The following is a 12,736-nucleotide window of genomic DNA, read 5'->3' as shown; positions in this document are numbered from 1 at the left end:
TGTTCAGGAGCGGCCCTGTACGGACTGCCGCGCTTGGGCAGTCGCCGCAGCCGCGCGGCGCACATCGGCCCGGCGGCGCGCCCACACGGCATAGACGACGATGTTGCCCACGATCAGCACCGCCGCCAGCAGCATCTGCGTCGCCCGCGTGATGCCCTCGGGGTAGATGATGCCCAGCACGTAGTGCTCGATGAAGCCGCCCGCGTAGCCTTCCTGCCCCGCGCGTTCGCGCAGCGACACTTCCAGCGGCGTCAGCGGACAGATCCAGCCCATGCCGATCACCATCGCACCCCACGCCAGCGCCGGCAGGTGCCAGAACGCCATGCGCGGTTTCCACAGCGCCAGCAGGCCGCCGAACACCACGAACGCGACAAACAGGCCATGTATGACCAGCACGAGGTCGGCAAGGATGCGATAGGTCATCTTTGAAATGGGTAAATGGCGGGGCGCCGCAAACCGGCGGGAGGTGCATTAAAGCGTATGCCCGCACGTGGCGTGCGCGGCATTGGCAACAAGGCAAGACGCCTCGTGACCGAATAGAATGCGGGCGTGTTCAATCCAAGATACTCCCGGAACCCACGCCATGCACGCTTCGATCACCGCCGCCATACAGGACGCCGAGGAACGGCTGCGCCAGGCCATGCTGTCCTCGGACATCGCCGCGCTGGAAGCGCTGCTGCATCCGGACCTGCTGTTCGTCAATCACATGGGCTGGACCGTCACGCGCGAGGATGACCTGGATGCGCACCGCGGCGGATTGCTGAAGATCCACGCGCTGGACCTGTCCGAACAGTGCATCCTGCCGCGCGCGGATTGCGCGGTGGTGTCGGTGCTGGCCCGCATCGCGGGCAGCTACAACGGCGTGCCGGCCAACGGCACGTTCCGGTTCATGCGAACCTGGGCGCCGGATTCGGGGGCGGGCGCTGCGGCGGGTGAGGGGGCAGGTGAGGCGGCCCGCGCGACGCCTGGTGCCACGGCAGGGGCGTGGCGCGTCATCGCGGCCAGTTCGGTGATGGTGGTCTGAAACCGCAGGGGCTATCAGACCTTCAGGTCGCGCAGCAGCTTGGTCAGTTCCGGCGCGGTCATCAGGGAGACGCCCTGCGCCTTGGCGTATTGCAAGGCGTTGTCGGACACGTCGCCCAGCGCGATGTAGATGGCTTCGCGGGCGCCGCGCTTTTCGCGCACGGCCTGCAGTTCGCGCAGCGGTTCCACGCCGTTTCTGGCGGCTTTCCAACGCTTGGCGCTGACGATGGCCACGTGGCCGTCCTTGCTCAGCGCGAAATCGGCGCCGGGCGCCTGCAGGCGCTCGACCTCACAGCCGTCGCGGCGGAAACCGGCTTCGACGGTCTTTGAAAAGTCTGCCCACGACATGGCGGCAACGGTTTCGGTCACCGCCTGCACGCGGGCGCCGGACGGCGCGCGCAGCTGCTTGTAGGCGGCCATGATCGAAATCACGGCAAACGGCACCGCGGCAAAGACGCCCATCGCGGCATACTCCAGCGGCAGCGCGGCAAAGCCGCCCGCGCTCAGCAGCACGGCCACGCCGGCGCTCATCCACCACGGCGAGCGCAGCAGCACGGCAAAGATGGAGTTCTGGGACATCTTGAATTTCATGGCAGCTCGCGGCGTGGTGGGATCAACAGGGAAGTCAGGCGCTGTCGCCGTTGTCGTCGTGGCCGCCGGCAAAGGCGCGGACCACGATGCGCACGCCGCCGCAGGTGACGATCTGACCATCGCGGATCTTGGCCGTCTTGCGCGTTTCGACTACGCCGCCGACGCTGACCTGGCCGTCGGCCACCAGCATTTTGCCGGCGCCGCCGCTGTCGACGACGCCGGTCGCCTTCAGCAGCTGATTGATTTCAATGTAGGGGCTGCCTTCGGCAAGCGTGAATTCGATGATGGACATGGAAGTGCTTCGGTAAATCGAGGTCAGGCGGGGCCGTTGCCGGGGGTGCGCGGATTGGCCGGGTTGGCCGGGTTTCCGGTAGCGGCGGGCTGGTCTGCGGGCGGCGCGACGGACGGGGAGACGGCCGGGGCGACGGACGGGGAAACGGACGAGCCGGCGGTTTGGCCCCCGGGCTGGGCGGCCGGCTGAGACACCGGATGAGCCACCGGCTTATCCGCGGCCGCGTCCGGGCTGGCCGTCGGCACGGGGCGGATGCCGCCGGTTTCTGCCCGCGCCATCCAGGCGATCAGCGACGAGCGCATGGCTTCCTCGACCGACATCTGGATGGGCTGCACCCATTCCTGCGGCACGAACACGGTATAGCCGCCAATCATGTAGCCCATCGGCAGGTAGACGGCGACACGATCGCCCTGGGTGAATCCCTCGGGCAGGCCATCGGTGCCGCGGCGCGTCACCAGACCCACCAGCTCAAGCTGCTGGCCCGGGATGCGCAGGACAACGACCTGCTGGGCCGTGTTCTTGGAACTGGGGGAGAAGTAATCCGCAAAGCTCTTGAGCGACGAATAGATGCTCTTGACCACCGGCAAATTGGTGAAGGGCATCTCGACCAGCGTCAGGAAACGCTGCACGCGCTGCTTGGACACCAGGTAGCCGATGGCCAGAATCCCCAGGATGCCCAGCGCCAGGCCCATGCCCGGCACATAGAAGCCGCCGATGAACGGGCGCAGGAACGTCAGCGCCACGCCTTCCGTCCAGGCCAGAAAGAGGTACAGCAGGTAGATCGTCAGCGCCAGCGGCAGGACGGTGATCAGGCCGCGGAAGAAGTATTTATAAAGACGGGTCATGGGCAAGAGCAAAAATTAGGGTCGGACGAGCGCATCGGCTCGCCGGGGAGGGCCGCAGCATAGCAGCCGCCGCAGGAATTATCGGTAACAAGGCGGGCGCCCCTAGCCGGGCGCCCCTGGCCGGGCGCGGCGCATCCCTTCTTTTAGTGTGAACAGGCCCTAGCGGTCCACCGGCAGGAAGAGCGTCTCCTTGATCTCCTCCATCACGATGTAGCTGTGAGACTCGGCGGACGCGGGCAGCCGCTTCAGGATTTCGCCCAGAAGACGGCGGTATTCATTCATTTCAGACAGGCGCGCCTTGACCAGGTAGTCGAATTCGCCCGACACCAGGTGGCATTCCATGACCTCGGGCACGTACAGCAGTTCCTGCTTGACCTTGTCGAAGACGTCGCCCGACTTGGCCGACAGCTTGATCTCCAGGAAGACAAGCAGATTCTTGCCGAGCGCCGCCGGGTTGACGCGCGCATGGTAACCCGTGATGACGCCTTCGCGCTCCATGCGCTTGACGCGGTCGGAGCAGGGGGTGGCCGACAGGCTCACGCGCTCGGCCAATTCCGTGACCGAAATCCGGCCTTCGCGCTGAAGGATGTCGAGGATTTTGAGGTCAATTCGGTCGAGGTCGCGCATTTCACTAACGCCGGTCGAAAAACAAGGTTGGCCCGAGAAAAACCACTGCCCTAGGAAAATCTTCAGTGTTTTTCACTGCTGAAGGGGTCATAGACTACCGAAATTCCCAGACAAATCCAAATACCGGAAAGAATCATGCATGTGATCGTCCTCGGCAGCGGCGTCATCGGCACCACCACCGCCTATTACCTGGCCCGGCAGGGCGCCAAAGTGACCGTACTGGACCGCCAGCCGGCCGCGGCGCAGGAGACCAGCTACGCCAATGCCGGACAGGTGTCGCCGGGCTATTCCACGCCCTGGGCCGCGCCCGGCATTCCGCTCAAGGCGATCAAATGGCTCTTCAAGAAACATGCGCCGCTGGCGATCCGCCTGGACGGCAGCCTGTTCCAGCTCAAATGGATGGCCGCCATGCTGGCCAACTGCTCGGCCGACCGCTACGCCGTCAACAAGGAACGCATGCTGCGCCTGTCCGAGTACAGCCGCGACTGCCTGCGTGAACTGCGCGCCGCCACCGGCATCCACTACGAAGAGCGCGCGCGCGGCACGCTCCAGCTGTTCCGCACCGAAGCCCAGATGGAAGCCGCGCGCCGCGACATCGCCGTGCTCGAAGAGGTGGGCGTTCCCTACGAATTGCTGGACCGCCACCGTCTCGTCACGGCCGAGCCCGCGCTCGCCAACTCCGCGCACAAGCTCACCGGCGGCCTGCGCCTGCCCAATGATGAAACCGGCGACTGCCAGCTTTTCACCCGCCGCCTGGCCGACATGGCGGCCGCACTGGGCGTTGAATTCCGTTTTGGCCAAAGCGTCACGGGCCTGAACACCGCCGGCGGCCAGATCACCGGCGTGCGCGTCGGCAACGAAGTCCTCACGGCCGACCGCTATGTGGCCGCCTTCGGCAGCTACACCCGCGGTTTTCTCGAGCCCCTCGGCCTGGACCTGCCGGTGTATCCGGTCAAGGGCTACTCCCTGACCATTCCCATGAAGGACGAGGCCGCCGCGCCGGTGTCGACGGTGCTGGACGAAACCTACAAGGTCGCCGTCACGCGCTTTGACCAGCGGATCCGCGTGGGCGGCATGGCCGAATTGTCCGGCTTCGACCTGCGCCTGAAGGACGCCCGCCGCAAGACGCTGGAACTGGTGGTCAACGATCTGTTCCCCGGCAGCGGCCACGTGGCCCAGGCCGAGTTCTGGACCGGCCTGCGTCCCATGACGCCGGACAGCACGCCGGTCGTCGGCGCCACCCGCTACAGCAACCTCTACCTGAACACCGGCCACGGCACGCTGGGCTGGACCATGGCTTGCGGTTCCGGCAAGCTGGTCGCAGATCTCGTCATGGGCCAGCGCCCCGCCATCAGCACCGACGGGCTCGGGTTGTCGCGCTACGATCGCAGCGCGGCGTCCCGCCAGCAACTGGTGCTGGACGGCAAGGGCGCTTGAGCAGGACTTAAGCTGCACCTCGAGGCGTGCTTGGGTTGCGTGATCCGCGCCTCGAATCGCGTCTGAACTGCGTCTCACCGGCCTGCGCCTGATCTGGCGCTTGCACGGCCAGTAGGACGCACACCCGCCGGGCCGCTTCCATGCGGCCCGCGATGTTCTTGAGTGCGCTGAATTGCGCACGCTGTGCGCGAAACGGCTCGTTGCTTTATGCCAAAATCGCCGCATGACCCATTTCCTGCACACTGCCGACTGGCAGATCGGCCGCCAATACGGCCAGTTTGAAACCGACGATGCCGCCATGCTCGCCGAGGCCCGTTTCGAGGTCGTCGCGCGCATCGCCACGCTGGCCGCCGAGCGCCGCGTGGATGCCGTGCTGGTCGCCGGAGACGTCTTCGACACGCAGGCCGTGTCCGATCGCAGCATCCGCCGCCTCTTTGCCGCCATGGCCGGCTACACGGGGCCTTGGGTAATGATCGCCGGCAACCACGACGCGGCCCTTGCCGACAGCGTCTGGAGCCGCGCCATGCATCTGGGCTGCATTCCGGCCAACGTGCATGTGCCGCTTGCCACCGGCGTGGTGGACCTGCCGGACGCCAACCTCGCTGTGCTTGCCGCGCCGCTTACGCAACGCCACACCTACGACGACGTCACCCAGGCTTTCGACACGCTCGAAACGCCGCCCGGGCGCATACGCGTGGGCCTCGCCCATGGCAGCGTTGCCGGCCGCCTGCCCGACACGATCGACGCCACCAATCCCATTGCGCCCGACCGCGCGGACCGCGCCAGTCTTGACTATCTGGCGCTGGGCGATTGGCACGGCTGTCTGTCCATTGACACACGCACCTGGTATGCCGGCACGCCGGAACAGGACCGCTTTCGCGGCAACGAGCCCGGTTATGTCCTGGACGTGCGCATCGACGCGCCGGGCGCCGCACCCGTGGTCGAACGCATTGCAACCGGCAAGTACCGCTGGTCCGCCTGGACCGAAACTCTTAGCCTGCCCACCGATGCCCAGGCGCTGGCCGAACGCATGGCGGCGTTGCGGTCAGACGACGTGCTGCGCCTGGACGTGCAGGGGCACGTCAACCTCGAAACCTGGGATGCGCTGCAAAAGGCAGTGGCCGAGGCCGCCGCGCAGGTGCGGGCCTTGCTGCCGGACTTGTCCGGCGTGCGCCTGGAACCCGACGAAGCTGACCTGGCCGAATTGCGCGCCAGCGGCTACGTGGGCGAGGTCGCCGCACAACTGCAGGCGTTGCAGGCGGACGAAGACCAGTCCGCCGTGGCCAGCGAGGCCTTGCGCCTGCTGCTGCGGTTCCAGCGCGAAACCGCCACGCCGGGAGCCGCCAAATGAAGATCTCCCGCATCGCCCTCGAAGAATTCCGCAAGTTCCGCCAGCCGCTGTCGCTGGACGGACTGCAAGACGGCCTGAACCTCTTTGTCGGCCCCAACGAGGCCGGCAAAAGCACGGTCGCGGCCGCCATCCGAGCCGCCTTCCTTGAACGCTACAGCACCAGCAAGGTCGCAGACCTGGCGCCGCGCGGCGAATCCGGCGCGCGCCCCAGCGTTGAAGTGGCCTTCACGCACGCGGATCACGCCTACGTCCTGAAAAAGCAGTTCCTGTCCAAGGCCCGCTGCGAGCTCGTGGTGGACGACGGCGCGCAGCGGCTGGACGGCGAAGAAGCCGAAAACGCGCTGGCCGGTTTGCTGGGGTTTGAAATGCCCGGGCGCGGCCAAAGCAAACCTGACCTGGCTGGCGTACCGGGCCTGCTATGGATCCGCCAAGGCGACGGCCAGAACCTGCACGAAGCCGCCGGCTTTGCGGGCTCGCATCTGCGCGATGCGCTGACGCAGCTCTCCGGCGAGCTGGCCTCCGGAGACGGCGACCGGCTGTTCGAGCGCGTGTCGGCCGAGCGCGCCGCGCTGCTGGACGCCCGCAACGGCCGTCCCAAGGGCAGCTACAAGGACGCCGAAGACGCGCTCGCGCGCGCCTTGTCCGAACGCGACGAATGCGGGCAGGCCATGGCCCAGCTCAACGCCGACGTCGATCGCCTGGCCGAACTGCGGCGCGAACATGAACGCGCCCAGGCCGCGCAACCCTGGAAGGATTTCGAGGCCAAGGCTGTCCAGGCCCGCGCGCGCCTTGCCGCACTGGCCAAGGAGCGTGAAGCCTTCGACGGACTGCAACGCGAACAGGCGCAGGCCGCCCAGACCCTTGCATTGCTGCAGGATCAGGTCCGCCGCGATCAACAGGACGAAGCCGATTACCAGGCGCTGCTTCGGGATGCGCGCGCGGCGCACGCCCATGTGCAGGCGATGCAGGAACCGCTGGCGCGCGCGTTGCAGCAGCGGCAATCGCATGCCGCCGCAGTCGAGGCCGCGCGCCGGCGCGTAGCGCGGCTTCAGGCGCTGGCGGACCGCCGCGACCTGGACCGGCAGCTTGCGCAGCTCACCCCCGAAATCGAACGCCTGGACGGCGCCCTGGTCGCAGCCACCCACCTGATCCAGCAAGGTTCGGCATTGCGCACAGAAGCGGTCCAACTCGAAATATCCGATGCTGAAATCGAGGCGCTGCGCAAGGCCGGCCGCGAACTTGGAAATCTGCAGTTGCAGCAGCAAGCGGTCGCGACGCGCTTGCGGTACCGGCTCGATGCCGGCGCGCAGGCGCTGCTGGACGGCAAGGCCGTCAGCGGCGCGGGCGAAGTCCTGCTTACGGCCGCGGCCGAACTCGATCTGCCCGGTGTGGGGCGCCTGCAAATCGAGCCGGGCGGACAAGACCTGCCGGCCTTGCAGCGCGAACTGGCGCGCGCGGAGTCGGCAAGCGCCGCGTTGCTCAAGCGGGCGGGGGTCGACACCCTGGCCGATGCCGAACAGCGGCACGCGCGCTACAACGCGCTGCAGCGCGAACTCGAAGGCATGCGCAAGACGCTGAGCATTCATGCGCCCCGCGGCGTGGATGCGCTGCGCACCCAGCGCGACGAGGCTCTGGCGCGGCTGGCGCAGTTGCAGGAAAGGCTGTCCAAGCTGCCGCCTGTGCAGGAAACCGAAGACGGCATTCGGGTTGGTGACGCAGATGCCGGCATCGTTCCCGACACAAGCGATGACGATCTGCCCGACGCCGTGCAGGCCCTGCGCGAGGCCGAAGCCGTTGCGGCGCAGGCGGAAAAGGCAGTCGCTGATGCGCAGCGCGCGCTGGACGCCGACACAGCCCGTGCGCAGTTGCTGGAAGGGCAGGCTGCCGCCCGGAGCGCAGAACTGCAATCCGACGAACGCACGGCGCAACGCCACGCCCGCGCCGGCCGCCTTGCCGAAGTTCGCAGCGCCCACGACCAGCTCGAACTGCGCGTACGCGAGGCTCGGGCCTCGCTGGCTGAACACCGGCCCGAACTCGCGGAACAGGACGTGCAGCGGTTTGAAAAATCCGCCGCCATCGAACGTGACGCCCAGCACAAGCGGCACGGCGACATCCTGCAATTGCAGGGCAAGCTGGACCAGGCCGGTGCGCAAGGCCTGGGCGAACGCATGTCCGAAGCGCAGGCAGCCTGCGAGCGTCTGCAACGGCGCCGCGACGAATTCGCACGGCGCGCCGCCGCGCTGGACCTGCTGCAAAAGCTGTTGGCCGACAAACGCGCCGTCGCCACGCAACGCCTGCAAGCGCCGCTCGCCCGCCGGCTCAACCACTATCTGGCGCTGCTCTTTCCCGACGCCGCGCTGCGCCTGGACGATGCGCTGCTGCCCACGGCGCTGCGCCGGGGCGATGGCGAAGACGCGCTGGACGCCCTCAGCTTCGGTACGCGGGAACAGCTCGGCATCCTGGCGCGGTTCGCCTACGCCGATCTGCTGCAAGAGGCCGGCCGGCCCACCTTGCTGCTGCTTGACGACGCGCTGGTCCACACCGACGACGCCCGGCGCGACTTCATGAAGCGCGCGCTGTTCGACGCCGCGACCCGCCATCAGATCCTGATGTTTACGTGCCACGGCGAGGCATGGCGCGACATGGGGGTGGAGCAGCGCAGGATTGGTTAGCGCACCGGCCCGGTTCCGGCGCCTCGGTGCCGGGAAGCAGCGCGGCCACAACCGCCGATGCTTGACGCTGCGGCCCGGCGCCGGTAGTCTGCGCGGATGCCTGCTTACACGCCTTTCGCCATGCTTGCCCGCGCCGTCCGCGCGGGTCTCGCGTGCGCGCGTGTATCGGCGTCCTTCTCCGCCGGCGCTCCGCCGGCGGTGTCTCCTGTCAAGAACGCGGCGCCGCCGCCCGCATCGCCGCCTCGCGGCGTCGTGTCGGGCGCGCATCCGCCTGTGTCAGCCGTCCTAGGCTGACCCGCCGCATTTCCGTCTCCCGCCTGAACTCCAGCGCCGCCCCGCGAGCATGACGCATTGACGTCGCCCGCCGCGCGCGCACATGGGCGCGCGTTATCGCGCCCCGGGCGGGAGTCTGCACCCCATTCAGACAGGTGATACCTCATGTCCAACATCCGACGCGCGTGGACTGCCCACGCGTCCACCACCTTGTTCGTGCTGCTGTGGAGCGGCGGCGCGATCTTTGCCAAGTGGGGGCTGTCGCATGCCTCCGCCTTCGGCTTTCTTTTGTTCCGCTTCCTGCTTGCGCTGGCGGTGCTGCTGCTGATCTGCGCGAGGCGGGGACGTTGGTTGCCGCAGACCGGCACCCGCATGCAGGTCGCCGCGACAGGCGCGCTGCTGATCGGCAGCTATTCCATCTGCTATCTGCTGGCGCTGGACCACGGCGTGACGCCTGGCGTGCTGGCGACATTGCTGGGCGCGCAGCCCATCCTGACGCTGGCGCTGACGGAGCGCCGCTTTGCGCCGGCGCGTCTGGCGGGACTCTGCCTGGCGCTCGCGGGGCTGGTGCTGGTCGTCTATCAGAGCATCGCGCTGACGCGTTTGTCCGTCGCGGGCATCGCGTACGCCTGCGCGGCGCTGGCCAGCATGACGGGCGGCGCCTTGCTGCAAAAGCGCGTCCAGCAACCGCCGATGGACGTGATGCCGTTGCAGTACGCGATCAGTCTGGTGCTCTGCCTGCTGTTCGCACCATTCCAGCCGCTGCACGCCGACTGGAGCGTCGGCTTCATCGTGCCGTTGATCTGGATGGGCCTCGTGATTTCAGTCGGCGCCACGCTGCTGTTCTACCGCATGATCCAGGCGGGCAACCTCGTCAACGTGACCAGCCTGTTCTATCTGGTGCCGGTGGGCACAGCGGCGCTGGACTACCTGATTCTGGGCAATCGCTTGCCGGCGCTCAGCCTGGCTGGCATGGCCGCGATCCTGACAGGGTTGATGCTGGTGTTACGCCATCCCGCGACGCCCTGACATCCATCCACCCGTTCCACGGCGGGTCAGGGGGCGTGGAGCCGGCGCTCGTCGCGCCGTCCGGTCCCGCCCAATGCCCGCTGACCAACTGTGCCGGGCGGGATTGGGCGACCACCCGCGCACACAGATCCCACGCGTCCAGCCGCACGCTCAGTCCGGCGTAGACGCCGTGTCCCGCGCCCGCCTCGATGACGCCGGCCGCCTGCGCGCCTTCGCCCGCGCGGATCGCGCCCTCGGCGCGGATGTCCTCGCCGGCGATCAAGCCCCACCCGCAGGCGAGGTGTTCGCCCGACTGAATGGATCCGCCCGCCTGAATGCCGCAACCGGCATTGATTTCCTGCTCCGCGGTCACGCCGCCGCCTGCCTTGATGCCTTGACCGCACTTGATGGCGCCTTGCGTGTTGATGTCCTGGCCGGCATGCAGGTGGCCGGTCACGGCCAGGTCCTGTCCGGCGCAGATGTCCCACTTGGCGCGCACATTGCCGCCGCAATCCAGGTGCGTCGCAATCTCGATTCCCCAGTCAGCCGCCACGTCGCCGCCGGCGCGCAGGTTCCCGCCGCTGGCGATGTTGCCGCCGGCGGTGATGTTTTCACCCGCCACGATCGACTCGCCGGCGCGAATGCCGCCGCCCGTGATGAGGCTGCGTCCCGCGCGCACCACCGTGTCCACATTGATCCCCATGCGGACTTCAAGCGTCCCGGCAAACACGATGGCGGTGGCATCCAGCGTATCCAGCCGCAACACGGCGTCGGTCGGACCAAACTGGTCCAGCAGCCAGCAGGCGTCGCCGACGCGGCCGTCGGCGACCAGGGCATCGAGCACAGCCTGATAGTCCCCCTGTCCGTTGTGGTCGCGCAGGAACCATTTGTAGCCGCCCGCGCACGGGTTCTTGGCTTTGACGAATTTTTTGGTGAGTTGCATGGCGCTGAATCGAAAAGGTGCGGTGCGTGGCGGCCGCGCAAGCCGGAAAGGGCGTGCGAGCGGCGAAATGGGGACGAGCGCCCGCCACGCGGCAGTGCGCCCGCCGGCCGGTTTCAGGCTGCAGGACGCGCGGATGTGCGCAGGCAGCCGGCAACGGGCCGGAGCAAAAATCAGAATGGGGAGAGGCGGGCGATTAGCCGGGCTTGGACCGCGCGTAAGCGGAACGCGCGGCGACCTCCTGCGAACTCAACAGCGTTGAGCGCAGGGCGCAGAGAGCGCAGGTGACGCAGGGAAGGGAAGATATATCGGATTGCACGGGGCAGATGCTACCACCGGGGCAATTGCCGTCAAGCGGGGACGAATGCAAAGCGGGGCGCCAACCGCAAACCGCCGGCCCGCGCCCCGCTCGTCAGGTTGCGATCAGTTCGTCAGGACGATGTTGCGGTCCTTGGCGATGCGCTGGCGCAGTTCAAGTTCGCGCTTGATCTGTGCGGCGTACTCGGCCGGCGTGTTGCCGTCCACGATCGATCCGCCGTCGGCCAGGCGCTGGGCGATCTTCGGATCCTTCAAGGCCTTGACCGCCGCGGCGTGCACGCGGTCGACCACGGCTTGCGGCGTGCCGGCGGGCGCCACCAGGCCGTACCAGGCCATGTTGTCCATGTCGGGCAGGCCACCCTCGGCGAACGTCGGCACGTCCGGCAGGGCGGGCAGGCGCTTGGGCGCCGCCACGGCCAGCGCGCGCAGCTTGCCCGCCTGGATGTGCGGCATGGAGGAGGGCAGGTTGTCGAACTGGACGTTCACCTGGCCGGCGATCACGTCGTTCAGCGCCGGACCCGATCCGCGGTAAGGAACGTGAACCATGTCGGTCTTGGTCAGCGACTTGAACAGCTCGCCGTCCAGGTGGCTGATGCCGCCCGCGCCCGACGACGCATAGCTGTACTTGCCGGGGTTGTTCTTGAGCAGGGTGATGAATTCGGCCAGGGTCTTGGCGGGCACGCTCGGGTTGACCGTCATGACGTTGGGCACGTTCACCATGTTGGTGATGGGCGTGAAGTCCTTGAGCGGGTTGTACGGGTTCTTGGAGTTCGTGGCCGGATTGGTGGCCATGGTGCTGACCGTGGCCACGCCCAGCGTGTAACCGTCGTTGGCAGAGCGCACCAGGGCGTCGGCGCCGATGGAGCCGCCGCCGCCGGCGCGGTTTTCCACGACCACGGGCTGGCCGAGTTCACGGCCCAGGCCCTCGGCCACGACGCGCGCCACGATATCGGTGGTGCCGCCGGCGGCAAACGGGACGATCAGGCGGATGGGTTTATTGGGGTAGGGATCTGCGGCCTGGGCAGCGGAGGTCAGGCAGGCGCCAGCGATGGCGGCGGCCAGGACGGCCTTGGCATGTGACAACACGTTCAAGAGTCTTCTCCATATTGTTGTTCCGAGCCGGCCATCTTGCCGGGCCAGCTTCGGTGAGGCGCGCATTGCCGGGGTGTCGCAAGCCAACGCCTCGTGGCCGCATTCCACACAGGTATGTCCCCATGGTCAACTCGGGATTGTCCCTGTCATGAGAAATCGCAAAATTTCTAACGTGTTCCTAAAAAGCGCGGAGATGACAGAAGTTACAGGAAAAAGTCAGTCTGACAGGCAGTTGAACACAAATTGAGAAGCTTTCGATGCGCAATC

General features: G+C 67.3%; 11 protein-coding genes and 1 pseudogene. 5 read left to right on the top strand and 7 right to left on the bottom strand.

All coding sequences use genetic code 11. From position 1 onward, the window contains the following. Positions 1-3 precede the first annotated feature (3 nt). On the bottom strand, positions 4-423 hold the full coding sequence (locus tag AC6CIE_RS07300; RefSeq protein ID WP_498091818.1) for a DUF2784 domain-containing protein: 420 nt from the start codon (positions 421-423) through the stop codon (positions 4-6). A gap of 160 nt (positions 424-583) precedes the next feature. On the opposite strand from AC6CIE_RS07300, the gene AC6CIE_RS07295 reads away from it, so the two are divergent. Beyond that, positions 584-1,024, top strand: a complete 441-nt coding sequence (locus AC6CIE_RS07295) for a nuclear transport factor 2 family protein (protein WP_239214526.1) — start codon at positions 584-586, stop codon at positions 1,022-1,024. Between the two features lie 14 nt (positions 1,025-1,038). Here the strand turns inward: AC6CIE_RS07295 and AC6CIE_RS07290 are convergent, their stop codons facing one another. The 4 genes and pseudogenes from AC6CIE_RS07290 to AC6CIE_RS07275 all read right to left on the bottom strand — a co-directional run bounded on the left by AC6CIE_RS07290 (position 1,039) and on the right by AC6CIE_RS07275 (position 3,378). Beyond that, positions 1,039-1,614: a restriction endonuclease gene (locus AC6CIE_RS07290; protein ID WP_175121738.1), complete on the bottom strand. Its 576-nt coding sequence runs from the start codon at positions 1,612-1,614 to the stop codon at positions 1,039-1,041. Positions 1,615-1,648: 34 nt separating this feature from the next. Continuing rightward, positions 1,649-1,906, bottom strand: a complete 258-nt coding sequence (locus AC6CIE_RS07285) for an RNA-binding S4 domain-containing protein (RefSeq protein ID WP_175121737.1) — start codon at positions 1,904-1,906, stop codon at positions 1,649-1,651. Positions 1,907-2,162: 256 nt separating this feature from the next. After that, positions 2,163-2,751 (bottom strand): annotated as a pseudogene (locus AC6CIE_RS07280) (DUF502 domain-containing protein); the annotation flags it as partial. A gap of 159 nt (positions 2,752-2,910) precedes the next feature. Beyond that, positions 2,911-3,378 carry an Lrp/AsnC ligand binding domain-containing protein gene (locus tag AC6CIE_RS07275; protein WP_175121736.1) on the bottom strand — a complete coding sequence of 156 codons (468 nt, stop codon included), beginning with the start codon at positions 3,376-3,378 and terminating at the stop codon, positions 2,911-2,913. A 135-nt stretch (positions 3,379-3,513) separates the two neighbouring features. Here AC6CIE_RS07275 and AC6CIE_RS07270 point away from each other — a divergent pair, with 135 nt between their 5' ends. The 4 genes from AC6CIE_RS07270 (at position 3,514) to AC6CIE_RS07255 (ending at position 10,140) form a co-directional block, all read left to right on the top strand. Next, positions 3,514-4,815: a D-amino acid dehydrogenase gene (locus AC6CIE_RS07270; protein WP_498091816.1), complete on the top strand. Its 1,302-nt coding sequence runs from the start codon at positions 3,514-3,516 to the stop codon at positions 4,813-4,815. A gap of 223 nt (positions 4,816-5,038) precedes the next feature. Then, positions 5,039-6,166 carry a metallophosphoesterase family protein gene (locus AC6CIE_RS07265; protein WP_498091814.1) on the top strand — a complete coding sequence of 376 codons (1,128 nt, stop codon included), beginning with the start codon at positions 5,039-5,041 and terminating at the stop codon, positions 6,164-6,166. Then, positions 6,163-8,838, top strand: coding sequence for an AAA family ATPase (locus AC6CIE_RS07260; protein ID WP_498091812.1), 2,676 nt, complete (start codon positions 6,163-6,165; stop codon positions 8,836-8,838). The genes AC6CIE_RS07265 and AC6CIE_RS07260 overlap by 4 nt, the downstream gene beginning before the upstream one ends. Before the next feature lie 438 nt (positions 8,839-9,276). Beyond that, the gene (locus AC6CIE_RS07255) at positions 9,277-10,140 is read left to right on the top strand and encodes a DMT family transporter (RefSeq protein WP_498091811.1); all 864 of its coding nucleotides are present in this window, start codon (positions 9,277-9,279) and stop codon (positions 10,138-10,140) included. Here AC6CIE_RS07255 and AC6CIE_RS07250 read toward each other — a convergent pair. Further along, entirely contained in the window at positions 10,070-11,062 is a 993-nt protein-coding gene (locus AC6CIE_RS07250; RefSeq protein WP_498091809.1) for a hypothetical protein, read from the bottom strand. The genes AC6CIE_RS07255 and AC6CIE_RS07250 overlap by 71 nt on opposite strands. A gap of 420 nt (positions 11,063-11,482) precedes the next feature. Further along, positions 11,483-12,469 (bottom strand): Bug family tripartite tricarboxylate transporter substrate binding protein, encoded by a 987-nt coding sequence (locus AC6CIE_RS07245; RefSeq protein ID WP_498091807.1) that lies wholly within the window; start codon positions 12,467-12,469, stop codon positions 11,483-11,485. Between the last annotated feature and the right edge of the window lie 267 nt (positions 12,470-12,736).

Source organism: Achromobacter sp. GQ309 (assembly GCF_059759315.1).
The sequence above is the reverse complement of the archived record's forward strand: the minus strand, read 5'-3'. Positions and strand labels throughout refer to the sequence as shown.

Bases quoted from the DNA above. Each gene is read 5' to 3' on its own strand.
- AC6CIE_RS07300 (WP_498091818.1), bottom strand. From the start codon at position 423: ATGACCTATCGCATCCTTGCCGACCTCGTGCTGGTCATACATGGCCTG.
- AC6CIE_RS07295 (WP_239214526.1), top strand. From the start codon at position 584: ATGCACGCTTCGATCACCGCCGCCATACAGGACGCCGAGGAACGGCTG.
- AC6CIE_RS07290 (WP_175121738.1), bottom strand. From the start codon at position 1,614: ATGAAATTCAAGATGTCCCAGAACTCCATCTTTGCCGTGCTGCTGCGC.
- AC6CIE_RS07285 (WP_175121737.1), bottom strand. From the start codon at position 1,906: ATGTCCATCATCGAATTCACGCTTGCCGAAGGCAGCCCCTACATTGAA.
- AC6CIE_RS07275 (WP_175121736.1), bottom strand. From the start codon at position 3,378: ATGCGCGACCTCGACCGAATTGACCTCAAAATCCTCGACATCCTTCAG.
- AC6CIE_RS07270 (WP_498091816.1), top strand. From the start codon at position 3,514: ATGCATGTGATCGTCCTCGGCAGCGGCGTCATCGGCACCACCACCGCC.
- AC6CIE_RS07265 (WP_498091814.1), top strand. From the start codon at position 5,039: ATGACCCATTTCCTGCACACTGCCGACTGGCAGATCGGCCGCCAATAC.
- AC6CIE_RS07260 (WP_498091812.1), top strand. From the start codon at position 6,163: ATGAAGATCTCCCGCATCGCCCTCGAAGAATTCCGCAAGTTCCGCCAG.
- AC6CIE_RS07255 (WP_498091811.1), top strand. From the start codon at position 9,277: ATGTCCAACATCCGACGCGCGTGGACTGCCCACGCGTCCACCACCTTG.
- AC6CIE_RS07250 (WP_498091809.1), bottom strand. From the start codon at position 11,062: ATGCAACTCACCAAAAAATTCGTCAAAGCCAAGAACCCGTGCGCGGGC.